This window comes from Litorilinea aerophila (genome assembly GCF_006569185.2).
Lineage (GTDB): Bacteria > Chloroflexota > Anaerolineae > Caldilineales > Caldilineaceae > Litorilinea > Litorilinea aerophila.
The window spans coordinates 53,133-78,032 of the sequence record NZ_VIGC02000027.1; the positions used below are offsets into that span (position 1 = coordinate 53,133).

Annotated in this window: 20 protein-coding genes; 9 read left to right on the forward strand and 11 right to left on the reverse strand. The window is 65.0% G+C overall.

Annotation, left to right across the window (positions count from 1 at the left end):
• Positions 1–158 precede the first annotated feature (158 nt).
• The 5 genes from FKZ61_RS18250 to FKZ61_RS18270 all read left to right on the forward strand — a co-directional run bounded on the left by FKZ61_RS18250 (position 159) and on the right by FKZ61_RS18270 (position 8,446).
• Positions 159–3,365, forward strand: a complete 3,207-nt coding sequence (locus FKZ61_RS18250) for an MSCRAMM family protein (protein ID WP_141611578.1) — start codon at positions 159–161, stop codon at positions 3,363–3,365.
• Positions 3,366–3,622: 257 nt separating this feature from the next.
• Positions 3,623–4,621 (forward strand): LacI family DNA-binding transcriptional regulator, encoded by a 999-nt coding sequence (locus FKZ61_RS18255; protein WP_141611579.1) that lies wholly within the window; start codon positions 3,623–3,625, stop codon positions 4,619–4,621.
• A 377-nt stretch (positions 4,622–4,998) separates the two neighbouring features.
• A complete protein-coding gene (locus FKZ61_RS18260; protein WP_141611580.1) occupies positions 4,999–6,399 on the forward strand; it encodes an ABC transporter substrate-binding protein in 1,401 nt (466 codons plus the stop codon).
• A gap of 117 nt (positions 6,400–6,516) precedes the next feature.
• Positions 6,517–7,590: a carbohydrate ABC transporter permease gene (locus FKZ61_RS18265; protein ID WP_141611581.1), complete on the forward strand. Its 1,074-nt coding sequence runs from the start codon at positions 6,517–6,519 to the stop codon at positions 7,588–7,590.
• Complete coding sequence (locus FKZ61_RS18270) at positions 7,580–8,446, forward strand: carbohydrate ABC transporter permease (protein WP_141611582.1); 867 nt, start codon at positions 7,580–7,582, stop codon at positions 8,444–8,446. The genes FKZ61_RS18265 and FKZ61_RS18270 overlap by 11 nt, the downstream gene beginning before the upstream one ends.
• A gap of 34 nt (positions 8,447–8,480) precedes the next feature.
• Here FKZ61_RS18270 and FKZ61_RS18275 read toward each other — a convergent pair whose 3' ends face one another.
• The 4 genes from FKZ61_RS18275 to solA form a co-directional block, all read right to left on the reverse strand.
• Positions 8,481–9,269, reverse strand: a complete 789-nt coding sequence (locus FKZ61_RS18275; protein WP_141611583.1) for a WecB/TagA/CpsF family glycosyltransferase — start codon at positions 9,267–9,269, stop codon at positions 8,481–8,483.
• A 36-nt stretch (positions 9,270–9,305) separates the two neighbouring features.
• On the reverse strand, positions 9,306–10,469 hold the full coding sequence (locus tag FKZ61_RS18280) for a glycosyltransferase family 4 protein (RefSeq protein ID WP_211358626.1): 1,164 nt from the start codon (positions 10,467–10,469) through the stop codon (positions 9,306–9,308).
• Positions 10,426–11,103 (reverse strand): L-threonylcarbamoyladenylate synthase, encoded by a 678-nt coding sequence (locus FKZ61_RS18285; RefSeq protein ID WP_170199965.1) that lies wholly within the window; start codon positions 11,101–11,103, stop codon positions 10,426–10,428. The genes FKZ61_RS18280 and FKZ61_RS18285 overlap by 44 nt, the downstream gene beginning before the upstream one ends.
• A gap of 137 nt (positions 11,104–11,240) precedes the next feature.
• Complete coding sequence (gene solA, locus FKZ61_RS18290; protein WP_170199967.1) at positions 11,241–12,416, reverse strand: N-methyl-L-tryptophan oxidase; 1,176 nt, start codon at positions 12,414–12,416, stop codon at positions 11,241–11,243.
• Between the two features lie 518 nt (positions 12,417–12,934).
• Between solA and FKZ61_RS18295 the strand changes: the two genes are divergently transcribed.
• The 4 genes from FKZ61_RS18295 (at position 12,935) to FKZ61_RS18310 (ending at position 16,865) form a co-directional block, all read left to right on the forward strand.
• Positions 12,935–13,276 (forward strand): hypothetical protein, encoded by a 342-nt coding sequence (locus FKZ61_RS18295; protein ID WP_229964311.1) that lies wholly within the window; start codon positions 12,935–12,937, stop codon positions 13,274–13,276.
• Positions 13,273–14,970, forward strand: coding sequence for an SH3 domain-containing protein (locus FKZ61_RS18300; protein WP_141611587.1), 1,698 nt, complete (start codon positions 13,273–13,275; stop codon positions 14,968–14,970). The genes FKZ61_RS18295 and FKZ61_RS18300 overlap by 4 nt, the downstream gene beginning before the upstream one ends.
• Before the next feature lie 202 nt (positions 14,971–15,172).
• On the forward strand, positions 15,173–16,000 hold the full coding sequence (locus FKZ61_RS18305) for a hypothetical protein (protein WP_141611588.1): 828 nt from the start codon (positions 15,173–15,175) through the stop codon (positions 15,998–16,000).
• Positions 16,001–16,049: 49 nt separating this feature from the next.
• The gene (locus FKZ61_RS18310; RefSeq protein ID WP_229964312.1) at positions 16,050–16,865 is read left to right on the forward strand and encodes a carbon-nitrogen family hydrolase; all 816 of its coding nucleotides are present in this window, start codon (positions 16,050–16,052) and stop codon (positions 16,863–16,865) included.
• Here the strand turns inward: FKZ61_RS18310 and xpt are convergent.
• From xpt to infB, 7 genes are all read right to left on the reverse strand, one after another.
• The gene (gene xpt, locus FKZ61_RS18315) at positions 16,862–17,464 is read right to left on the reverse strand and encodes a xanthine phosphoribosyltransferase (RefSeq protein WP_141611589.1); all 603 of its coding nucleotides are present in this window, start codon (positions 17,462–17,464) and stop codon (positions 16,862–16,864) included. The two genes, FKZ61_RS18310 and xpt, sit on opposite strands and share 4 nt — an antisense overlap.
• Before the next feature lie 57 nt (positions 17,465–17,521).
• Positions 17,522–18,772, reverse strand: coding sequence for a glycosyltransferase (locus FKZ61_RS18320; RefSeq protein ID WP_141611590.1), 1,251 nt, complete (start codon positions 18,770–18,772; stop codon positions 17,522–17,524).
• Positions 18,773–18,800: 28 nt separating this feature from the next.
• Positions 18,801–19,868, reverse strand: a complete 1,068-nt coding sequence (locus tag FKZ61_RS18325; protein WP_170199969.1) for a bifunctional riboflavin kinase/FAD synthetase — start codon at positions 19,866–19,868, stop codon at positions 18,801–18,803.
• On the reverse strand, positions 19,843–20,820 hold the full coding sequence (truB, locus tag FKZ61_RS18330) for a tRNA pseudouridine(55) synthase TruB (protein ID WP_141611592.1): 978 nt from the start codon (positions 20,818–20,820) through the stop codon (positions 19,843–19,845). Before truB ends, FKZ61_RS18325 begins: the two co-directional genes overlap by 26 nt.
• Positions 20,807–21,835 (reverse strand): DHH family phosphoesterase, encoded by a 1,029-nt coding sequence (locus FKZ61_RS18335; protein ID WP_141611593.1) that lies wholly within the window; start codon positions 21,833–21,835, stop codon positions 20,807–20,809. The genes truB and FKZ61_RS18335 overlap by 14 nt, the downstream gene beginning before the upstream one ends.
• 97 nt (positions 21,836–21,932) lie before the next feature.
• A complete protein-coding gene (rbfA, locus tag FKZ61_RS18340) occupies positions 21,933–22,355 on the reverse strand; it encodes a 30S ribosome-binding factor RbfA (RefSeq protein WP_170199971.1) in 423 nt (140 codons plus the stop codon).
• Between the two features lie 135 nt (positions 22,356–22,490).
• Positions 22,491–24,452 (reverse strand): translation initiation factor IF-2, encoded by a 1,962-nt coding sequence (infB, locus tag FKZ61_RS18345; RefSeq protein ID WP_141611595.1) that lies wholly within the window; start codon positions 24,450–24,452, stop codon positions 22,491–22,493.
• Positions 24,453–24,900: the final 448 nt, after the last annotated feature.

The window sequence follows — 24,900 nt, forward strand, 5'->3', positions numbered from 1 at the left end:
TTGCCCATTTGAAGCCCACCCTTTCCGGCCCAGGGTGCCGGGGAGAATCCGCGCGGCCTTTGCCCATGGTTCGACAAGCATAGGGAACTATCGCTATAATGTCCATTTATAAATGGACAACGGCGCATTCGGCCGTGATAGGGAGGGCATACATTTCGATGGAGTTGCACGAGTATCCCAGGCCTGCCAACGATACCGGCATCGGCATCCACTGGTGTCCCGGATACGCCACCGCCATTGGACTGGGCCGGATCCGAGACTTCTGGATCCCGGAAATGAAGGCCATGGGCATCAAGTGGGTCAAGATCTTCAACCACGACGGCGCCATTGACTTCGCAGAGCTCCTCCTGGCCGAGGGCTTCATGCCCATTGTCCGCCTCTACCGGCCCACGCCCAACCCGGGCGTCCTGGACATCAAGGAAATCGTGCATCTGGATGCCTTCATCCGGGCCGGTGTACGCTATTTTGAATTCAACAGCGAGCCGGACCAGGATGCCCAGTGGAAAGGGGGGCGGGTGCCGGCCAACGGCCTGGAGCTGGTGGTGGAGAACACCATCGCCAACCTGGAAACCATCCTGGAACGGGGTGGCATGCCCGGCATCCCCGCCGTTTCCAACGGCAGCCGCTGGGATCTGGTGGGGAAAATTGTGGCCCGGGGGCGCAAGGATCTCTTCAACGGCCCGGTCTGGCTGGCCATCCACAACTACTCCCGCAACCGCCCCTTGGATTACCCCTACGACATCGGCAACCAGGAAGGGGCTGCCTACACCCGCCGCTTCTACGAGACGGTGGCCAACGAGCAGTGGGGGGAAGACGCCTGGCGCGGCCGCACCCTGGCCGAGGTCAACCGCCTGCGCCTGGAACGGTGTAACCCCGGCAGCACGGTGATGGACGACCCGGCCTGCTGGCTGGCCTACGAATATTTCGACGCCCGGGTGCGCCGCCACCTGGGACGCAGCATCCCCATCCTCTCCACGGAAAACGGCTACCTGGTGGGCGAAGATGTGGATCCCCGCTACCCGGCCACCACGCCGGATCTCCACATGGCCCAAACCCTGGAGGCCTGCCGCATCATGATGGGCACCAGCCAGCGCTTTCCCGCCGCGCCGGATTACTACTTCTGTACTGCCTTCTGGCTCATCGGCAACGGCGTGCTGGGCAGCACCAGCCCCTGGTGGGAGCACCACGCCTGGTACAGCGACCGCTGGCCCGGCGGCGTGCTGCCCATTGTGCGGGCGCTCAAGGCAGAGCCCAAAGCGGTACGGCGCTGGCAGCGCAGCGGCCCGGTGGGCGCACGGGTGACCCTCCACGGCATGGTGGCCCACGCTGGCGAACACCGCACCCTCATCCTGGAAAAGGCCGGCACCCAGGTGGCCCGGGTCACCCTGGACGCCAACAGCCGCTATGTCATCCCCGATCTCCTGCCGGGGAACTACACCCTGCGGGTGGCCGATACCCTGGTGGAGCAGGCGGTCAGCCTGGCGCCGGGGCAGGCGGAAGCGGTGGTCAACCTGGACCTGGCCCAGCCCCGTTCCTCCGGCGACGGCGGCAGCGTGCTCCAGGGCGTGGTCCGGGGAGGAGCCGGCGCGGTCGTCCTGCTCCTGCGCACAGACGACGGCGAGGAGTGGGTCACCATGGCCCGGGACGACGGCACTTTTCGCTTCGTGGATCTGCCCGCCGGCACCTACAACCTGCGGCTGCAGCAGGACGGCAGCCGGGTGGATGGATTGATCCTGGATGGGCGCAGCCAGGTGGAGGCCCAACTGGCGGTAGCCGGCTGGGGCTACACCGTGGACACCAGCCAGGAGGCCGACCGCCTGGGCCTGATCCGCTGCGCCGTGGAAGGCCACCCCGGCGTGACTGTCCAGGCCCATCGGGATGGCTGGAGCAGTCCACCGGTGCAGACAGGCAGCATGCCCGAGCTGGGCGAGGACGTCTGCGAGATCGGTGGGCTGGAGGCGGGGCACTATACCGTGACGGTGACTGGCCTGCCGGCGCAAGAAGGTCAGCCCACCACCCTGGAAGCTTATGTCCACGTGGACAAGAAGCGGATTCCCTTCATCCGCTTTGTCTACACAGACCTGACGACGAACGAAGCCCGCAGTTCGGCCATCCACGGACGGGTCATCGGCGGCCCGGCCCAGGCCACCGGGCTGCAGGTGGTCCTGATGGATCAGCAGGCCCGACGGCATGTCCAGGATGTGGGGGTGGATCGGACCTTTTCCTTTACCGGCCTTGGGCCGGGCCTCTACTCGGTGGCCGTGGTGGGCCACGAGCAGGAGGCCAGCCAGGCCGACATTGGGCTGGATGGCCTCAACCAGGTGCAGGTGGAGCTCAGCCTGCCCCTGGAGCCTGGAAATCGTCCCCTGGATAGCCTGGAACCGGTGGAGGAAGCGATTCCACAAGAGCCGGAGATGGGCCATAGCCTGGTCGTTGGAACAGCGCCGGATACGGCCGGTCGGATGGCCCGGCTGGTGGACACGGTGGGCAACGAGTACAAATGTGTGGTGGACGCCGAGGATCGCTTCTATTTCGCCGGTCTGCCGGCCGGTTCCTACACCCTCTCCATCGAGGGGGGCTACCAGCAGGCCGACCTGGAGCTCGACGGCTCGGAACAGGGGCTGGAGGTGATTTTCGCGCCCCTGGTCACCACGTGGGAAAGCAAGGTGAGCCCGGCGGGGTCCATGCCTGGCTACAGCGTGTTGCGGGTGGAAGTCGAGGGCATGGCCGACCTGCCGGTCTACATCTGGAAGTCCGACTGGGACGGCATGGTGCGTCGGACTGGCAGTAAGCCCGAGTACGGCGATCATGTGGCTGAATTTAGCCCCCTGGGACCGGGCCACTACATGATCGAACCGGAGGGCCTGGGCGTCTGGGCCGACGTGGAATTGACCGGGTTGGAGGTGGTCTGGGTGGAGTTTTTCCGCAAGGCGGTGCCCAGCGAGCCCACTGTGGTCCGTCCGGTCTCTGCCGCTGTTCTCAACGGCACCCCCGGGGCCACAGCGGCTGGCGACGCCCTGGGAGAGGGCCCGGATACGATGGAAAATTCCCCCTCGGCGCCAGAGGATGGGCCATCGGCCCTGATCGGCCAAGAGGACTACCTCTTCCTGGGCCAGGTCACCCTGGGCCCCGACGATGTGAAGGCCCTGCTGGACTTCGTGGCCTCGGCTCGCCCGGCCATGGGGGATGATGTGGCTGCCGCCGCCAGGGCCAGGAGTGTGTGGGTGTTGGGACAGGCCCCCGATGAAGCCCTGGCCAGCTGGCACGCCCGGGGGGTGGCGGTCGAATTCCTGCAGCCACCCCTGGCGGAAGCCCTGGCGGCGGCCCGTCGGCAACGTCCTGCCCCCCTGGCCAACCGGCGCTGAGCCATCCTCCGCCCAACTGACGGGCGACCTGCTCCCATTCCCCTTTTGCTGCCTGTTTTGGTTGTCCGCGGAATCGAAAATTGGGGGTTGACAAGCCTACCCGCATGATATAGACTGGGCGTTGTAAGTGCTTTCATGTAAGTGCTCCCAGCCCATCTGAATTTTCTCATCTGGCGGGATCCTGCGGGACCCCGCACCCGAACCCGGCGGGGCTGCTGGTGAAGCCCTGGCGGTAGAAATAGAGAACGGCGAAGGCTATGTCGGGCGCCACGATCTACGATGTTGCCCGCGAGGCGGGGGTCAGCATTGCCACGGTATCCCGTGTCCTCAACTCGCCCCAACAGGTACAAGAAGCGACCCGACAGCGGGTGCTGTCGGCCATTGACAAGCTCAACTTCGTGCCCCGGGTTGAGGCGACGGCGCGAGCCCGCCGCAAGAACCGGCGCATCGGTGTCCTGGCCCCTTTTTTTACCTATCCTTCCTTCGTCCAGCGGCTGCGAGGCGTGGCCCAGGCCCTGGAAAGCTCCGTCTACGAGCTGGTGGTCTACAACGTCAACTCGTCGGCCCAGTGTCGCCGCTACCTGGAAACCCTCCCTCTGGCCCGACGCCTGGACGGTCTGATCGTGATGTCGCTGAGGGTCGACGATGGGGTAGCCGCCCGCTTGCTCCGCTACGAGTTGCAGACCGTTCTGGTAGAGACTTCCCACCGGCTTTTCAGCGGCGTGGAGGTCGATCACGTGGCCGGGGGGCGGCTGGCTGCGGCGTATCTCTGGGATAGGGGGTACCGACGGCTGGCCTTCATCGGGGGGGACATCGAGATCCCGGGTTATACCCTGCAGACCAGTCGGCTACGCCTGACCGGCTTTCGAGAGTTCCTGGCCGAGCAGGGGGAGCAACTGCCCGATGAGTACGTCCGCCTGACCGAGTATGATCTGGAGCATGCCCGGCAGGAGGCGGAATGGCTGCTGGACCTGCCAGAGCCGCCCCAGGCCATCTTCGCTGCCAGTGACACCCTGGCCCTGGGGGTGCTGAAGGCGGCCCGAGCCCGGGGCCTGGCCGTGCCCCAGGACCTGGCGGTGATCGGTTTCGACGACCTGGACATCGCTGACTACGTGGGCCTGACCACCATTTCCCAGTCCCTGGACGAGTCGGGCCGGGTGGCTGTGGAGCTGTTACTGGCCCGCCTGGCAGAGCCAGATCGGCCGGTGCAACATGTGCGCCTGCCGCTGCGGGTGGTCTGCCGGGAGACAGCTTGAGAACAGCAAGAGTTGCCACAAGCCCATGGCGCGGAGAAGGTGCAGCCCTTTTGGACCCCTGGTTGGCGGCCTCCTGGGTTCGCCGCCGGGCGCTCTCAAAACGGTCATATATACCCTAACAGAGAGGAGGTGAGCAGCCCGGATCGATTCAGCGCCCCCTGGAATCCTGGATAGAACCAGGGCAGAACACAACCGTGGGAAGCTGTTCTTAGTAAATCCCGGCAGAAATTCGCCGATGGTTTCCACCAGAGGTCGTGCCGCCGAATTTCTGCCGTGGTATTTACGCCAGACTGTACTAGGTGTTCTGCCACACCTGACGCGAGACTCCCTGGAATCGCACCGTAGTTGAAACATCCATTTCTCAAGGAGACAACAAGATGAGTCGCAAGTTCGTCCCATTATTCAGTCTGTTTCTGGTCGTCATGCTGATTCTGGCGGCCTGTGGTGGGGGGCAGTCGGCGCCGACGCCAACCACCGCCCCAGCAGAGGCGCCGGCTGAAGCGCCCACGCCGACGGAAGCTGCCGCGGAGGCCCCGACGGCCGAAGCCACCGGCGAAGGGGAGGTGGTCCATCTGCGCTTTATCAGCGGTGGGCCGGGCGCTGGCCTGGACTTCACCATGCAGCAGGTGGAGGAGTGGAACGCCAACCACCCCAACATTCAGGTGGAGGTCATCGCCGGGCCCACGTCGGCTACCGACCGCTATGGCCTCTATCTCCAGACCTTCCAGGCCCAGTCCAGCGACATTGATGTGATGGAAATCGATGTCATCTGGCCGGGCGACCTGGCGGAACACCTGGTCGACCTGAACGAGTATGGCGGTGCCGAGGCAGTCGCCGACGACTTCCCGGCCATCGTCCAGAACAACACTGTGGACGGCCGGCTGGTGGGGCTGCCCTTCTTCACCGATGGCGGCTTGCTCTACTATCGGACCGACCTGTTGGAAAAGTATGGCTACAGCGGCCCGCCGACCACCTGGGCGGAACTGGAAGAGATGGCCCAGGCCATCCAGGATGGCGAACGGGCTGAGGGCAATCAGGATTTCTGGGGATTCGTCTGGCAGGGCAAGGCCTATGAAGGGCTGACCTGCGACGCGCTGGAATGGATCTACTCCAGCGGCGGTGGCACCATCGTCAGCCCGGACAAGGTCATCACCATCAACAACCAGGCTGCGGCCGAAGCGTTGGACATGGCCTACAACTGGATCGGCAAGATTACCCCGCCGGGCGTCACCGGCTTCCAGGAAGAGGAATCTCGCCGGGTGTGGCATGGTGGGAATGCGGCCTTCATGCGCAACTGGCCCTACGCCTATAGCCTGAGCAACGGTGAGGACAGCGCCGTGGCTGGCAAGTTCGACGTCACGGCCCTGCCCGGCAAAGAGCCCGGCATGAGCGCTGCCACCCTGGGTGGCTGGCAGTTGGCTGTCTCCAAGTACAGCCAGCATCCCAAAGAGGCTGCCGAGTTTGTCATGTGGCTTGCCTCCGCCGAATCGCAGAAGGCCCGGGCCATCAACATCTCGCTGATTCCGACCAAGCGAAGCCTGTATGAGGATCCAGAGGTCATCGCAGCCCAACCCTTCATGGCCAAGATGCTCCCGGTCTTCACCAGTGCTGTGGCACGGCCCTCTACGGTGACTGCCCCTCGCTACAACGAGGTTTCCAACATCTTCTTCACCAATGTCTCGGATGTGTTGACGGGCAAGCAGAATGGCACCGACGCCGTGGCCAACATTGAGTTGGACCTGCAGGATCTTCTCGGCTTTGAAGTGGGCGCGCCGTAAGGTACGCTGAACAAACCGATACTGCGAAGCTATCGGGAAGCCCCAGGGCTTCCCGATAGCTTCCAGGGGGTACTAAACCACGCAGGCTTTCTTCATCAGTCAGAAGGAGTATCGATCATGGCCCAGGGAGGCGCCTCCGATCTGGCAAAGCGAGAACAACGGCTGGCATATTGGCTGCTTGCGCCTACATTTATTGTTTTGCTGCTGATTGCCATCTACCCATTGATGTCTGTCGTCTACAACAGCTTCACCAATGCGGTGTTTGCCAGCACAACGCCGACAGAATTTGTCGGTTTTCAGAATTACCGGACGCTTTTGAGCGTAACGGTGAAGTCCATCCCGCCCAAACGGGATGAGGCAGGCAATCCGATCATCGATGAACGGACGGGCGAAGTGGCCTACGAGAGCGCGGTCTCCGTGCTCCCCCGGGAGCCCCAGCGCTTTCGACAGGTGACCCAGTTCAGCCTTTTCGGCAATCGCTATGTTTTGGGCGCCACGGACCCGGACTTCATCCGCTCCGTGTGGGATACGGTAGTCTTTACGGTGGCCACCGTCTTCCTGGAATTGGTGTTGGGCATGATCGTAGCCTTGATTGTCAACGCCAATTTCAAAGGGCGTGGCCTGATGCGGGCCATTATCCTGGTTCCCTGGGCTGTGCCCACGGCGGTCTCTTCCCAGATGTGGGCCTACATGCTTCAACCCAATCGGACGGGCTTTTTCAACACGGTCTTCTGGTATCTGGGCTTGGGCAGTGGCGAAATTCCATTTCTGTCCGATCCCACCTGGCAGTTGCCGTCCATGATCATGATTGACGTGTGGAAGACCACGCCCTTCATGGCTTTGCTGTTGCTGGCCGGGCTGCAGTTGATCCCATCGGATATCTACGAGGCTGCCAATGTGGACGGCGCCGGTCCGCTGCGCCAGTTCTTCCAAATGACGCTGCCCATGTTGCGTGGCACAATTGCTGTGGCACTGGTCTTCCGCACCCTGGATGCGCTGCGGGTCTTTGATCTCTTTCAGATTGTGTTGGGCCAGGCTCGTTACTCCATGGCCAGCTATACCTACTACCAATTGATCCAGAACCGGCAGATGGGCTATTCATCGGCCAGCAGTGTGGTCATCTTCCTGGTCTTGTCGATCTTCGCCATCATCTATATGCGTAGCCTGGGGGTCAGAAGCGATGAGCGTTAAGACAAAGCGTCGCCTCAATCGGGTGCTGTTGTGGGTCGTGATCACTGTGATGGGGATCTGGATGCTCTTCCCCTTCTATTGGGCAGCGATTTCTTCCCTGAAGTCGGAAGCGATGCTGGCCATGACGCCGACCACCTTCCTGCCGCGGGATCCTGCCACTCAGCAATTCACCATTTACACGCGCAACTATCAGGCCGTTTTCACCAACCAGGCCTTTTTGCGGGCCATCGTGAACAGCGCCATCGTGGCCATTTCGGTGACGTTGCTGTCCCTCGCCATCGGCTCCTTCGCCGGGTTTGCACTGGGGAAGTTACGCTATCGGGGAAAGACGGGAACCCTCTACGTGATTCTGGCCATGACCATGTTCCCGGCCATTGCCGTTTTGACCGGGCTTTACGCCATGATTACGAATCTGGGCATTCCGCCCATCCCCAGTATGATCATCACCTACATGCTCTTTACGCTGCCCTTCACGGCCTGGGTGCTCACCTCGTTCTTCCGAGAGCTGCCAACGGAGATATTTCAGTCGGCCCAGGTGGATGGCGCATCGCCCTTCCAGACCTTCTACATGATCATGTTGCCCCTCACGGCGCCAGCCATGGTGACCACGGGGCTCCTGGCCTTTATCGGCGCCTGGAATGAATATCTCTTTGCCTTGACCTTTACATCGGTGGCTCCCAATGCCCGCACACTGCCGGTCATCATCGCCAATTTCCCGTCCCAGTTTTCCATGCAGATTCCCTTTGGCGAGATCATGGCCGCGGGCATCGTTTCCAGCCTTCCGCTGATCGCCCTGGTCTTTATCTTCCAGCGCCGCATTGTGGCCGGCCTGACCGCAGGCGCCGTCAAGGGGTGAGAGTCGGTCGGTCGAGCTTCACGGGGCCACTGGACTAGCGGCCTGGTTCGCCACCAGCCAGCCTTTGCCTCAGGCTCTGCCCCAGGACGAGCAGGGCAAATTGGGGCAGGGCCAGCATCCGGCGCCAGCGCCAGGGCTCCCGGAGGAGACGATAGAGCCACTCCAGCCCCAACTGCTGTAGTCGCCGGGGCGCGCGCGGGCGAACCCCGGCGGCAAAGTCCAGCGCACCGCCCACCCCCATGGCCACTTTCACCGGCAATTCCCCCCGGTGGCTGTCAATCCATAGGTCCTGGCGGGGATGGCCAAAGGCCACAAAGAGAATGTCCGGCCGGGCCGCTTCCAGCCGCTGCCGGATAGCAGGCCACTCTGCCGGGGCCGGGCTGCCGCTGTAGGTACCCACCACCGCCAGCGCCGGGTAACAGGCCTGAAGGCGACTCGCCGCCCGTTCCGCAACGCCAGGCCCGGCGCCCAGCAGGAATACCCGCCAGCCTCTCCGGGCTGCCTGCTCACAGATCCGATAGAGCCCATCGGAGCCGGTCACCCGCTCCTTCATGGGCGCGCCCAAAAGTCGGGCCGCCCACAGGATACCCACGCCATCGGGGACCCGCAGGTCGGCCCGCTGTAGCGCCGCGGCAAAAGCCCCATGGCGTCGGGCCGCCATCACATACTCCGGGTTGACCGTGCAGATCTGGCGGACGTGGGCATCCGGCCCGGGGGCTTCCACCCAGCGGGCGATCTGAGCCAGGGTCTGGGGGAAGTCCACCCGGTGGACTTCCACATCCAGGATGCGGACGCTGGGCCAGGCAACGGTGTCTGGGGTCATGGGTGAGTGAGTCGAGTGTTCCTCGCGGTCAGCAGTTTAACCACGGCTGGCCGCCTCTTCCAGCACGGCCAGCGTCTCCCGGGCGGCCTTCTCCCACGAAAATCGTCGGACGTTGGCATACCCCGCCTGGATTAGGCGTTGCCGCAGGGCCTCGTCCTGGCTCAACTGGAGCATGGCCTCGGCCATGGCATCCACGTCCATGGGATCCACGTACAGGGCGGCGTCGCCCGCAATCTCCGGCAGGGCAGAACGATTGGCGCTCATCACAGGCACTCCACAGCTTTGTGCTTCCAGCACAGGCAACCCAAAACCTTCAAACAGCGACGGAAAACAGAAGAAGTAGGCTCCTTGCAACAGGGCAGGCAGCTCCGCCTGGGGCACGTAGCCGGTCAGATGGATGTGTCCAGCCAGGCCCGCCCTCTCTACCAGGCGCTGCAGCTCCCGGTGAAGCCAGCCTTCTCCGCCGGCCAATACCAGGTCCCAGGGGACGGGCTGTTGTTGCCACAGGCGGGCGTAGGCCTCCACCAGCCGGGCCAGGTTCTTGCGAGGCTGGAGGGTCCCCACGTACAGGGCGTAGGGCCGGACCAGGCCGTACCGCCGGCGGACCGCTTCCTGTTGGGCCGGTGAGGCCGGGGGCAGGGGCATGGGCGCTTCGTGGATGACCCGAATCCGTCCCGGCTCCACGCCATACAGGCGGACGAGATCCTGGGCTGTGGCCTGGCTCACCGCGATGACCCGGCTGGCCACCCGCACGTTCCAGCGGGTGCTGACCTGCAGGTAGAGGCGCTGGAACAGGGGATGCGCCTGGGGAAAATAGTGGTAGCCCAGGTCATGGACCGTCACCACCGCGGCCGGCAGAAGGCGGGATGGCCAGAGCCACGGGATCACGTGGCTGGGCACGAAGAGGACATCCGGACGCCGTTGGCGGATCTCCCGGGCCAGGGAGCGATGGGTCCAGAGTCGTCGGCCCGGCAGTACCCGCTGTTCGGCGGCAGCCCAACGGGCCGGGGGCGGCGCGGTGAAACCGTCCTGGGGGGGCGGGAGGTAGAGGCGCCAGGTGTGGTGGGCGGCCTGGGGAAGGGCCAGCAGATGATCGATGACCGAGCGGGCGTACTGTTCCGTGCCCGTCCGCCGGCAGCGCACTGCCCGGGAGGCGTCAATCCCGATCTGCATGGGCCAGGGGCGGGTAGCCGAACTCATCCAGGGCCCGGTTGATGGCGTCGGCAATGGGGCCCACCCGCAGGATGGCTGGCCGCGCCGTGGCCGGCCCGCTCACATCCACGATGGTGCTGGGCGGCCCTTCCTCCCGCCCGGATTCCGGCGTATCGGCCAGGATCAGGGGGATGCCGTGGGGCAACAGGGCCAGCACCTCCTCCGCGCTGTGGGCTTCCGGCTGGCCGCTGAGGTTGGCGCTGGTGGCTGCCAGGGGGCCGGTCTGGCGCATGAGTTCACGCAGCAAGTCGTGGTCGGGCATGCGCACTGCCACGGTGGGCTGGCCGGCGGTCAAGATGGCCGGCAGGTGGGGACGGGCAGCCAGGATGAGGGTCAGCGCGCCCGGCCAGAAGCGGGCCATCAAAAAGCGGGCCACAGGCGGCAGTGGCGGGGCCACCAGCAGATCCAGCTGCTCCTCATCCGCAATCAGCACCGGGATGGCCTTCTGGGGCGGTCGATTCTTGACCACGTAGAGCTGTTCGATGGCCGCCGCGCTGTCATAGCGGCACATGAGCCCGTAGACCGTGTCCGTGGGCGCGGCAATGACCTGATGGTCCTGGATCAGGGCATGGGCCCGGGAACGGGCCGCCGGATCAGAGATGGGTAAGATTTGGGTCGTCATGGTTCGATCCTGCTGGTTCGGTGACTGGCTGGACGGCATCCTCTCGTCTCCTGGTACAGGTTGACGTAGATACCACGGCAGAAATTGGGCAGCACTACCTCTGGTGGAAACTAGCGACGAATTTCTGCCGGGATTTACTAAACGGCTGCCTCCTGGCTGGCCTGGAAGCGGGACAGCCGGAACTCATCCAGCCAGAAGGGACTGTCGTAGACGCCGGGAGCCGCAGCGCTGAGGTCTGCCAGGAGACGACCCACCGCGATGGCATGTTTGAAGCCCCGTCCGCTGAACCCCGCGGCGATCAGGATTTGGGGGAATGTGGGATGCCGGTCGATGATGAACGCGCGGTTGGGCGTTTCTGTGTAGCGACAGATCTCCACCAGTTCCGGTTTCGCATTCAGGCCCGGTAAATGGCGGGCGATCAGGCCGCTGAGTTCGGCTGTCATGGCCGGGTCCTCCGTCCCCTCCTGGTCGGGGTCCACCGTGCGGACATCCTGCTCCAGGGCGACCTTGACCGTGCCCGGTCGCTCGAAGATGGGGAAGCCGTAGAAATGGGGATCCTCGCCGACGATGAAGACGGGGAACTGTCCCACAGCAAAGTCTTCCGGCCGTCCGGCCCGGAAGTAAGCCACCTGTTGGTGGGTCACCCGCAGGGGGATCGGGAAGTCGAGCAAGGTTCGCAAGAAGGTACTGGCCCAGGGGCCGGCGGCCAGGATGGCCTGCTCGGCCTGTACCACCTCGTCTCCCTGGGGACCGGCCAGGTGGACTGTCACGCCTGTGCCGGCCGGGGTGACAGACTGGACCCGGGTTTTTTCCCGCAGTTCGGCGCCATGGCGCACCGCTTCCCGGACCATGACCTGGACGGCCCGGCTGGCGGCCAGGATGCCCGTCTGTTCCTGGTAGAGGCCGATCCAGCCCGCTGGCAGTCGGAACTGGGGATAGGTCCGGCCCAGTTCCTGGTGATCCAGCAGCCGATAGGGGAAGTTCAGCGTCTCCAGGGCTGTCCGACAGGCGGCCACAAAGGCGTTGTCGGCAGCGCCCAGATAGAGGCCGCCGGTGAGCTGCAACAGCCGTTCGCCGCTTTCTTCCTCTAGCTGTTGCCAGAGGGCAAAGGTAGCCGGCATCAGCCGGGCATGGTCCACCTGGTCGTGGGTGTAGCGGATGATGCGGCTGCCGCCGTGGCTGCTGCCGCGGGTGTGGCCGACTTGGAATTGTTCCACCAACAGCACCCGGCGTCCATCCCGGGCCAGGTGGTAGGCGGCGGCGCTCCCCATACTGCCGGCGCCAATGACGATCACGTCGTACCCCGGTTTCACGTCACCATTCCTTTTCGTTGGGCCCTTGATTTTGGGGCCATTGGCGGGCTGGACCCCGTCAGCCATCTGGAATGCACGCCTCCTGGCTGACCAGGTTTTCAGGAACTTCATATACGTGTATACTATCTGTGTATAGTATCAAGGAGATTACCCAATCGTCAATTGTGGGCGCCAAGGGGGGATAGTTCAAGATCGTCGATGCAGGATGTAGGGACAGGGCAAGCCCTGTCCGTGACGGGCGCAGCTTGCTGCGCCTTTACAATGGCGCCTAATGGGTCGATTCCGACAATTGTGAACTATGCCCCGGTCAAGGGGGCCGGGGCCCCGTAGGCGTAGCCCCTGGCCGTACGATGTCGTCAGATACGATGTCGTCAGATGTGAGAGAAGGGACGCCGTCGGCCCCGTTCGGCGGGCTTCCAGCCCGCCCTGTGTACGGTTTCGCCAGACCCGGGGTGACGGGATATCGCCGAAGCGCAGCTACGAGCTGCGCCTACGAAGGAACGGTGAAAGCGAGCCGGATGTACACGTTGCAGGATGTCCTGATTGATACGCTCTGGATCATGGGGCTGGCAGGGCTGCTGGCCACCTTGAGCTACAGTAGCTGGTATCGCCGGGAGCGGGGATGGCGCTGGGGGCACGTCTTGAACCTGCCGCGCACCCTGGTCTCCCTTTGTTTGAGTCTGGCGGCTTTCTGCCTGGGACTGGCTCTGAATGGGGTGACTGGCTATGCGCCGGCACCCTGGTGGGAAACTGCCACCTGGAGCCTCCTGGCGTTACTTTTCGTTATTCAAACAGGGCTTTATGGATTGGCCGGGATCAGACGAGGCTGGGACACACCCATGGAGGAGAAAAAACGATGACCAAAGAACCCTCATCCGAAAACTGGCAACTCCAGGAAAGCGACGACGCCGACGACCGTTGGAAGTTGCAGGAATCGGAGCAAAAAGCCCTGGGCCAGTGGGAACTTCAACAGCTGGAAGCTCCCTCGCGGGACTGGCAGCCTGTGGAATATGCCCGGGAGCCAGAACCGCGACGGAACTGGCTGCTGCCGGCCGTGGTGGTGGTGGCCCTGCTCGCGGTCCTGGCCTATGGCGCATTCATGTTGTGGCCCCGTCTGTTCCCGGCAACACCAGAACAGACGCCTGCCGCACTCACCCCCGCACCTGCCCAGGAGACAGCCGTCCAGGCGGAGACTACCCCAGGCGGCGTGACTCCAGAAGCGGTGCCCACCCAGGCGCCAGCCGTTACGGCCCCCACGGCGGTGCCGACGCAGCCGCCGCAACCTACCCCGCCACCGCCCACCCCGGCCACGGTCGAAGTGGAGTTCGCCACGGTGATCAGCCCGGTGGGCGTCAATGCCCGCCAGGCGCCGGATACCAACGCCGAGGTGTTGCGCATTCTGTTGGAAGGGGAGCGCTACCTGGTTCTGGGCACGGCCGGTGCGGATAACAGCTGGCTGGAGCTCTTCCTGAACGAGACGCCCCTGGCCGAAGGACAGACCATCTCTGGCACGGTGGCTTACGCAGCGGCCGATTTCCTGGCCCGAGAGCCCGATGCCCTGCCCGCGCCCGTCTACGACGCGGTGTTGGCCTACCTGGGGCGGACACCCACGGCTGAGGTTCCGGCCGAAATCGCTGCCCCCGAGGCTACCCCAGAGACTCCGCTCGCTGAAACGGGGGCCGAACCGGTGGGGCTGACCGTCACCGTCAGTGTCACCGCCGGGCTCAACGCCCGCTCCGCCCCCAGCACAGAGAGCGAGATCATCCAGCTGTTGGAGAACGGCACCACCCTGACACCGGTGGCCCGTTCGGCCGATGGCCAATGGGTCCAGGTGGTGTTGGACGGCGGGCGCGAGGCGTGGCTCTTCCGGGAGTTCCTGACCACGAACGGCGACCTGGATGCCCTGCCCATCGCCGGGGCCGGGGCAGAAGTGGCGCCGACGCCGGCCCTGACCACTACTGCACCGGTGGCGTCGTCACAGGTGATCACCACCGGGTTTGTGCCGCCGGCGCCCTTCACCAACACCTATTCGGTGGATGCACCTGTGGTGGCGGTGACCAGCGCCGGTGGGGTCAACGCCCGGGCCACACCCAGCACAGAGGCTTCCGTCATCACCCAGATCCCCCAGGGCGCGGCCCTGACCGCCGTGGGGCGCTCGGCGGATGATGCCTGGATTCAGATTCAGCTGCCAGGCGGCGCTACCGCCTGGGTCGCCAGGGCTGTGGTGCTGTCTACGCCGGCCGTCAACGGGCTGCCGGTGGTGGAGCCAAGCGCAGCGGCACCCGCCGTGCCCGCGCCCACGCCCACACCCGCCCCGTCCGCCGGAACGCCCACCGCAACCGTGCGCCTGGGCCTGCTGGCCATCTACGACTCACCGGGCGTGGGACAGCAGGTGGTGGAGTACGTCAGCATCGGCGCCGTGCTGTCGGCCTTGGGGCGGAACGAGGCCGGCGACTGGATCCAGGTCCAGTCCAGCGAGGGGACGCCGGGCTGGGTACCGGCCAACGCGGTGGAGTTGAGCGTTCCTGTGGAAACCCTCCCGGTGGTGCAGTAGCTCCTTCCCGGGTGACCTTCTCCCTGCTCTGGGCCGGAGTGCTCCATGTGGGGCTTCGGCTGCTGCCATGTCCTGGTAAAACCTGGCAGAAATTTGGCGATGGCTTTCGTCCGAGGGCGTGCCGCCAAATTTCTGCCGGGGGATTGAGGCCAGACCCGATTCGTGGATGGCACAGGGGGACTTTCCTGTCTGCGGACCTCCCATGTCTGACTATCGCCTGAACGCCCTTTTCTGGTCTATCGGCCTGATCCTGGCTGGGGTGATCCTGCTGCTCTTTAACCTGCAGCTCCTGGCTGCCTATGAACCCACGGTCCAGTACGTGCTGGCCGGTGGGCTGGCGTTAGGCGGATTGGGCTTTATGGCCTCTCACCTTTCTACCCGGGAGAACTGGTGGCGGCTAATCCCCGGCTGGACCCTGTTGGCCCTGGCCCTGATGGTCTATCTCAGCACCCTGGAGGGAATCCGGCGGCCGGTGACGGCGGCCTTCCTCTTCCTGGGGCTGGCGCTGGCCTTTGGGCACATCTACCTGCTCAACCGCCGGGAACACTGGTGGGCCATCATCCCAGGCGGCTTTATGCTGGTGGTCAGCGCCGTCATCGCCTTGAGCGCCTACGTGAGCCGGGCAGAGACCCTGGGCACGGTGCTCTTTGTGGGGATGGGCCTGGTCTTTTTTGCGCTCTACCTGCTGTCGGAGCGGACCCGGCAGTGGTGGGCTTTGATCCCCGGCAGTATCCTGGTGCTGTTCGGTTTTTTTGTCTTTACCCTGGACGGGGGCAGCGAAAATGTGGCGGCGCGCTGGTGGCCGGCACTGCTCATCATTGTGGGCGCGGGGATCGGCTGGCACACCCTGCGCCGTGGGCGAACCAGACGAGAGCGATTGACGGTGCACACCGCACCCCGATCGCCCCGCACGGGGTCGATTTCGTCGGAGCGTGGGGGGACAGGGGGCGTCCTGGGCGAGTACACCCATCCTGCGCCGGGTGCCAGCGTCGAAGTCCTGCCCGATGAAGAGACCGACAGCCGCCCGTGACTTCCACGCGCCAGGCACGCATCCCACTTCATGTTCAGGAGCTGTCGCCATGTCATCCAACAGCCAACTGACCATTACCCTGGTTCAAATGGATTGTCGACTGGGAGAGCCGGACGAGAATTTCGCCCGGGCAGCGGCGTTTGTGGCCGAAGCCGCCCGCCGGGGCAGCCAGCTGGTGGTGCTGCCCGAGCTGTGGAGCACCGCTTATGACCTGGAACACGGGGAACGCCATGCCGCCCCGCTGGCCCGGTCTCCCGAGGCAGAAGGCTGGTTCGGTCGCTTTGCTGGGCTGGCTCGGGACCATGGGGTCTGGCTTTGTGGCTCTCTGTTGGAGCGTGGGGAAGACGGCCGCCTCTACAACTGCATGCCCTGCTATCGGCCGGATGGCTCCCTGGCCGGCGCCTACCGCAAAATTCACCTCTTCCGGCTCATGGAGGAAGAGGTCTACCTGGCGCCGGGGCCAGAGCCCGTGCTCCTGGAGCTACCGTGGGGAAAGACCGGCCTGGCCATCTGCTACGACCTCCGCTTTCCAGAGCTCTTCCGGCGCTACGCCCTGGCCGGGGCCCGGCTCCTGATCCTCCCCGCCGAATGGCCCCACCCCCGGCGGGAGCACTGGCGGACCCTGCTGCGGGCCCGGGCCATTGAAAATCAGTGCTTCGTGGCCGCGTGCAACCGGGTCGGCCACAGCAAGGGAACCGACTTCTTCGGCGCCTCCGCCGTCATCGACCCCTGGGGGGCGACCCTGGTGGAAGGGGGCGAGATCGAGACCCTGCTGACGGTGACCGTGAACCTGGACCTGGTGGATGCGGTGCGGAAGCGGATCCCCGTGTTCGCCGATCGGCGGCCCGAACTCTACGCGCTTTAACGGCTGACCGCGCCTTCCCACTCCCGAACCTGGATCTGGTCCCCCTCCATGCTCTCGATGACCGCCAGGCTCACGATGGGTACGTTGAGGTAGGCCAGCCGCGCCCGCCCCTCTTCAAAGCTCTTCTCGATGACACAGCCGATGCCGCACAGGGTGGCGCCACATTGTTGGACCAGGTCGGCCAGCGCGGCGATGGTCTTGCCGCTGGCTAAGAAGTCGTCGATGATGATCACCCGGTCGTGGGGGTGGAGATATTCGGGCGAAACCATGAGCTCCACCATGCCCCCTTTGGTGTGGCTGGGGGCCTCCGCCCGGTAGACGCCGTTGGCCATGGTGATGGGCCGGGTCTTGCGGGCGTAGAGGACCGGAACCCCCAGGGCCAGCCCTGTGGTCAGCGCCGGCGCAATGCCGCTCACCTCCGCGGTGATGACCCGGGTAATGCCGGTAACGCCGGCCTGGGCAAACCGACGGGCAAACTCACGCCCCATCTCCACCGTCAGGGCCGGGTCCAGCTGGTGATTGATGAAACCGTCGACCTTGAGGATCCCCTGCCCCAGGTTGCGTCCTTCACACCGGATACGTTCGATCAGCGCTTTCACGGTTTTCCACCCTTTCTCTGGCTTCCTTTCACAGGCTCAAAGGGGTTCAACAGCCATTCAGGGCCTTCCAGCGGCCGGGCCAAGGGCTTCCAGCAGATCCGCAGCCCGGGGCACGCCGCCCAGACGAGCGAACTCGGCCTGGCAGGCCAGGGCACGTTCTCGATAGGGTGAACGGTCGGGCAACAGCGCGGCCAGCCCTTCCACCAGCCGGGGGATGGTCACTTCCCGGGCCGGGATGTGGAGCCCTACCCCCGTGCGCATGACGCCGGCCGCCTGCCGCCACTGGTCACCGGCGTGGGGAACCACGATCTGTGGGATGCCGTGGATGACCAGGGCGTGGGTGGTGCCGGCACCGCCATGGTGAATGGCCGCCGCCACGTGGGGCAATACAGCCCGAAAGTCCAGACGCCCCCGCACGACGGCCGTCTGGGGAAGCCGGCCTCGCATCTGGGCCACCCAAGGCGTCTGGGGTGGTTCCCCCACGGCCAGCAAGGGAAGACAGCCCAGCTCAACGGCAGCGTGGGCGGCTGCCAGGAAAAAGTTGGGATCCCGGTTGAAGGAGGTGCCCAGGGTGATGAAGACCCAGGGCGCATCTTCCGGCGACGGCAGGTCGGCCGGCGGGGGCGGTGGCCCGGACGCAGGGTCCCAGGGGACGCGCCCACCCACGTGGCGAGTCTGGGAGCCCAGGGACACGCCCTGGAACCAGCCTGGGCTCCAGTAGCTGATGTGCAGGTGGGGCGAGGTGATGGCTGGCGCCCCCTGGAGCGTCCAGTTGTGGCCGGGCACGCCGAATCGATCCAACAGGCGCTGGACCCGAGCCTGGGCTTCGGCCAGGGCAGGGCTGGCGGCGTCGGTCCGAGGCCCTCCAGGCGCGGGCGCCGGCCATCCGGCCACCACGAAAGGCGTCTGCGTCCGCTCGGCTGCGAGTGCGGCTGCGGCCATGAACATCTCGCCGACGATCACATCCGGCCGGAACTGCTCCACCAACGCCAGGAGCTCCTGGGTCGCCTGCGCCACCCGTTCCTCTTCCAGCCACTGGTCCAGGGCCCGCATCTGCCGGGCCCATTGCCTTTCCTCAGGACTTTGTCCCAACTCCTCTGGTCGGATGGGCGGGGGCGGCGGCCATCGCCAGCCCGTTTCCGTCAGGGGATGAAAGGGCAGGCCAGCTGCTTCCACCGCAGGCTGGATGGCCGGGCCGCTGGCCCAGAGCACCTGATGCTGGCGATGTTTCAACACCAGCGCCGTGGGCAGATAGCCACCCCAATCCAGGTGGCCGGCCAACTGGGCCGAAACAAACAGCAGCTTCATGGGCCCTCCGTGCCCGCTCTCCTGGGCCTCAGCGGGACGACTCTGGGCCGGTCCCTGCCGGGATCAGGGCCGTGGCCAGGGGCAGGTCGCCTGCCGGCTCCTGGGCCAATACCGTCCGGGCGAGCGCGATGTCGGCATGGATCTGGGCCACCAGTGCATCCAGGCTGGCGAAGCGCTGCTCGCCCCGCAGGCGGGCAATGAACTCCACCGTGACGGTCAGCCCGTAGAGGTTGTCAGATTGGCCGGCGGGCGGAAAGTCCAGCAGGTGGGTTTCCAGCCGGCGGTGGAGTCCATCCACGGTAGGGCGGAGGCCCAGGTTGGTCACGCTGTCGAAGGCCTGGGACGCGCCTGGCCGATGGACATGGGTGCGGGTCGCGTAGACGCCGTCGGCCGGCAGCAATTTCTCCGGCGGTGTGCGTACATTGGCCGTGGGGATGCCCAGCTGGCGCCCCCGCCGGTCACCCTCCTCCACGGTTCCGCTGACGTGGTACCAGCGGCCCAGCTGCTGGGCCGCTTCGGCCACCTGTCCTTCGCTCAGCAGTTGGCGAATGTGGCTGCTGCGCACAGGCTGGCCCTGCCAGTCCACCGGCTCGATGACGGTTACGGTGTATCCCAGCTCCTGGCCCAGGGCCTGCAAGACCTGGATGTTGCCGCTGCGTCCCCGGCCCAGGGCGAAATCGGGGCCCACCACCAGGCCGGCCAGGGCCAGGTGGGTTTTGAGCAGGGTCATGAACTCTCGGGGAGTCAGCCCGGCCAGCTCCAGGGTGAAAGGCTGGAGGATGCCGTAGTCGATGCCCAGGGCGCCGGCCAGGAGCAGCCGTTCCTGGGGCGTAGTCAGGAGTTTGTGGGGCACTTCAGGTCGAAGCACCCGCAGCGGGTGTGGGTCGAAGGTGAGCAGGCCGGTGCGGGCCGACGGGCCAGTGTGGGCATGCTGCGCCACGGCCTGGAGCTGGCGCAGGAGGGCCTGATGGCCCCGGTGGATGCCATCGAAGTTGCCGATGGTCAGGTACAACGGTTCATTTAGCCGAACCGTGCGCACATCGGTGAAGATCTGCATGTGGGCTCGCTCGTCATTGGCCCGCGCCGTGGCGGGCAAACCATTTTTCCGCTTTCCATCGCCAGAGCCGGCCGTCGTGGGCTGGTCCCAGGCAGCGCACGATGCCGACGAAAACCCCGGTAGGATCAACGGCCCTGGCCAGCGGGGCATCGGGATTCAGCTCCAGGGTGTCCGACGCCGGCAGGAGCACCTGCTGGCCATGGCCCAGGCGTCGGGTCGCCTCTGCGTCCAATGGCAGGGTGGGCATGGCCAGGCCCTCACCCAGGGGCAAGAGCAGTTGGGCGAAGCGCCCCTCTTCGGCTGCGGCCTGAATCGCCTCCAGAGGGTGGGCGCTGGCCAGGGTAAATGGCCCCACGGCTTCCCGGCGCAACCGGGTCAGGTGGGCCACGGTACCCAGCGCCCGGCCCAGGTCATGGGCCAGGCTGCGGATGTAAGTGCCGGCGGAGCAGGCGACCTGCAGGCGAAGCCGATCCGGCGGCTCAAAGGTCAGGAGCTCCAGCTGGTAGAAGGTCACCGGCCGGGGAGCCAGCTCCACCGTTTCTCCACGGCGGGCCCGACGGTGGACACTTTCGCCGCCCTGCTTGATGGCGGAAAAGGCTGGCGGGCGCTGCAGGATTTCCCCCCGGAACGACTCCAGCGCGGCCTCGATCTGCTCCTCGTTGAGGGGAGGGACGGGCGCGGTCTCGGTGACCTGTCCGGTGACGTCGTAGGTATCTGTGGCCTGGCCCAGGATTACATCGGCCAGGTATCGCTTGGGCTGGCCCTGGTAGTATTCCACCAGGCGGGTGGCCAGCCCCAGGCAGAGCACCAACACGCCGCTGGCCATGGGATCCAGGGTCCCGGTGTGGCCGATGCGACGCTGTCCGCTCCAGCGGCGAACCATCTGGACGATGTCGTGGCTGGTGGGCAGCCGCGGGCCGCCGTCGGCCGTGTCCAGGCCTGGCTTGTCGACGATTAAAAGTCCGTGGTAGGGGCTGTTACGCGGTGTCACGGATGCTCTGCTCTCTGTGGATGGCCTGGGCGCGACGGGCTTCCTGCAGCAGGGGGACGACCCGGGCTGCGACCTCCTCCAGGGTGCCCGAGACGGTACAGCCGCTGGCGGGTGGGTGGCCGCCTCCGCCCAGCTGGAGGGCGATGCGGCTCACGTCAAAGCCGGGTTTGGCGCGGAAGCTGCACTCCACCGCAGGCACGCCATCGTCCATCGCCTTTTCCAGAAAGACGGCGCTGATGTCAGCTTCGTCCGCGGTGATCAGGAGGCTGCTCAGGTGGGTATCGTGGCTCCGGTGGCCGGCCTCCTGGAGCTGGCTCTGGCTGACTGTGGTCCAGATGACCCGATCCTCCAGGCGGACCCGGGGTAACACCAGCCCCCACAGCCGGAGCAGGCTGAAGGGGCGCCGGTTGATGGTGCGTTCGGTGATCTGGGCCAGGTTGGCGCCGCCCTGGACCAGTTGAGTGGCCACGGCCAGGACTCGCTCGTCGGTGTTGCTGGTGCGAAAGCAGAGGGTGTCGGTGACCAATCCGGTGAGCAGGCACTCGGCCAGCTCACCCTCCAGGGGAACGCCCAAGGCCTGGGCCAGGTAGGCGACCATCTGACAGGTGGCGGCACAGCCGGTATCCACCCAGTTGATGTGGCCGAAATAGGTATTGGTGACGTGGTGATCGATGACGATCAGGGGGGCGGACCCGTGCACCGACGGGTTGTAGGCATTGCCCATGCGATCCTGGCTGGATGCATCCAGGCAGACGACCACATCGAAGGGGGTTTCCCGAACTGCCTGTTGGTAGGCGGGGGATTGGGCGGTGAGCAGGGTCTCCATGCCGGGCATCCAGGCGAACTCCGGCGGGGGGACGTCCTGAAGGGCCAGCACAGGATCCTTGTGGAGCCGGCGCAACAGCCAGCCCATGCCCAGCAGGCTGCCGACCGCATCTCCGTCCGGGTTGACGTGGCTGATGCAGAGCAGCGACTGGGCCTCTTGAAGGGTGGTCAGCAATGTTGGGTCGAGCATAGAAATCTAGTGCCAGGAATGGGGAGGCCAGGCTCAGCCTGGCCTCCCTTAAGAGCCGACAAGGATGTGAGAGGGGTCGGCAGCAAGCTGCCGAGATTTACGACTGTCCCTCGGTTGTATCGACGGAGCCGGCTGCGTCCGCCTGGGGCCAGGTCCCTTTCTGTTCCCGGGCTGCCCGCTCGGCAGCAATTTGCTGCAGGAGGGCATCGATCCGGGCTGCCTTCTCGGGCGTGTCATCGTAATAGAATAACAGCTCGGGCACCATGCGCAAATTGCAGCGTGCCGCGATCTGGGCACGCATGTACGGGGTGGCCCGCTTCAGCCGCCGCAGCAACTCTCGCCGGGAGACCTCCTCGTCGTCGTGGCTCACATAAACTTTGGCGTGGCGCAGATCCCGGCTGACATCCACGTTGGTGACAGTCACCAGACTCAGCTTGGGATCCGCCAGCTCACCGCCGATCACCAGGCTCAGCTCTTCGAACAAGAGTTCTGCGACCCGTTGCTGTCGAATGGTAGGCATCATGGACTCCCGCTGTGAACAGCCGAACAGCTACTGGACGATGGAGAGACAACCGAGGCGGGCCCCATCGGGGCTCGTCTCGGTGTCGCCTCTCGGTTTCGCTCGGACTCGACTCCGTTTAACGGAGGAAGAGCCCTACCGAACCCGTTGCCGCTCGTAGACCTCGATGATATCCCCTTCCTGGAGATCATCGTCACCTTCGGCCAGCTTGATACCGCATTCAAAGCCGGTGCGCACCTCGTTGACATCCTCGGTGAAGCGGCGCAGGGTTTCGATGCGGGTACCAGAGATCACCTCCTGGCCGTTGCGCAGGACCCGGGCCATGGCATTGCGCTTGATCACGCCATCGGTGACGCTACAGCCGGCAATGGTGCCCCGCCGCAGCTTGAAGAGCTGGAGCACCTGGGCATGGCCGATGACCACGTCCTGGTAGACCGGTTCCAGCATGCCGGTGATGGCCGCTTCCACATCTTCGATCATCTTGTAGATGACGTCGTAGTGGCGAATTTCCACGCCGGACTGTTCCGCCCGGACCTGGGCGGCCCGGTCCACCCCCACGCTGAAGCCGATGATCACCGCGTCGCTGGCCTCTGCCAGCATCACGTCCGACTCGGAGATGTCGCCGATGGCCGCCTGCAGGATCTTGACGGTGATTTCGTCGTTGCTCAGGTCCTCCAGGCTCTTGACGATGGGCTCCAGGGTGCCCTGCATGTCGGCGCGGACGATCAGGTTCAAGGTCTTGGTTTCGCCGCCTTCGAAGCGAGCGAAAAGTTCGTCCAGGGACATCTGCCGCTTGGGCGCCTGGGCTGCCTGCTCCCGCTCCAGGAGGCGTTCCTGGACGATGCGCTTGGCTTCCCGGTCGTTCTTCACCCGCTCGAAGATGTCGCCAGCTTTGGGCAGCTCCTGCAGGCCCAGGATGACCACCGGGGTGCTGGGGCCTGCCTCTTTGATGGGCTTGCCCTCGAAGTCGAACATGGCCTTGATGCGCCCCCAGGTGGTGTCCACCACGATGGTGTCGCCCCGCTTCAGGGTGCCGTTCTGGACCAGAAGCGTGGCCGTGACGCCCCGGTGCTTGTCCAGCTCGGCTTCGATCACCGTGCCCACACAGCGGCCCTTGGGGTTGGCCTTGTACTCTTCCACTTCGGCCACCACCAGGATGTTTTCCAACAACTCGTCGATGCCGATGTTGTTGAGGGCGCTGACCGGCACGACGATGGTGTCGCCACCCCATTCTTCGGGCTGGAGGCCTTCCTGGGCCAGCTCTTCCATGACCCGTTGGGGGTTGGCGTTGGCCTTGTCGATCTTGTTGAGGGCCACGATGATGGTGACCCCGGCCGCCCGGGCGTGGCTGATGGCCTCCCGGGTCTGGGGCATCACCCCATCGTCCGCAGCCACCACCAGGACCACGATATCGGTGACCTGGGCGCCCCGGGCCCGCATGGCTGTGAAGGCCTCATGGCCAGGGGTATCCAGGAAGGTGATCTTGCGGCCGTTGACCGTCACCTGGTAGGCGCCGGTGCGCTGGGTGATGCCGCCGGCTTCTCCTTCGGCCACGTTGGTGTTGCGGATGCGGTCCAGCAGGGTGGTTTTGCCATGGTCCACATGGCCGAGCACTGCCACCACCGGCGGCCGCTCCACCAGGTCCGATTCTTTCTCCTGGCTGATGATGCGCTGGACAAAGTTGTGGGGTGTCTGGGGCTGCTGCTCGGGCTGGCTTTCCGCTTCTTCCGTTTCGCTTTTTTCGGGTTCGGGCCATTTGACCGCGATGCCCAGTTCTTCGCCCAGGATGACGGCCGTGTCGTGGTCGATGCTATGGGTGATGGGCGCCATGATCCCATACTGCATCAGGACCTTGATCAGGTCGATGGGGCTCCGATCCATGAGTTTGGCCAGGTCGCGCACGGTGATGGCCTCGCCCACCACCACTTCTTTGGGCGCTTCCGCGGTTGCGGCCTTGCCGTCCCGCCGGGCTCCTTTGTGCCCGTTGACCGATTTCTGACCCTTGCCTTTCGGTTCCCGGCGAGGTTCAATTTCCCGTTCTTCTTCCCGTTCTTCGAGATCGAGATCTCGTACTTTGCTTTTGCTTTTTGCAGCCATTCCTTACTACCCCCTTCTGAATATAAAAACACTGCTGCACGGTCCCGGCATCCTGGCTCTGCACCCCGCCATCAGGCTGGCGGCCTTGTGGCGCATCCTGTTTTAGGGTGTGGCCTGGAAAGGGCCATCCGCTCTTTTCCTGTTTCCCCAGTGGGGAACACATCCCGTCTCCACGGCGCGAGCTCTGGTCGGCTTGTAAATCCGATCCTGGCCAGTCGTGTATAACCCTGTATCATATCGTGGCCACCTGACCTGATTCAAACCTGGGAACAGTGCAATGGTTCCAGGGCGATCGCAGGCGGGTGACGGAGCGCAGGGAATGCAACGGTCGTCGTGCCGGGTGGGCAGACCACCCAATGGTCGACAAACGGGGCAAGAGAAGGGGAGGGAGGAGGTCGGTATCCGGCGATTGGGTTGCCGCTACTGGGGACAACCCTTCTATCGCCCG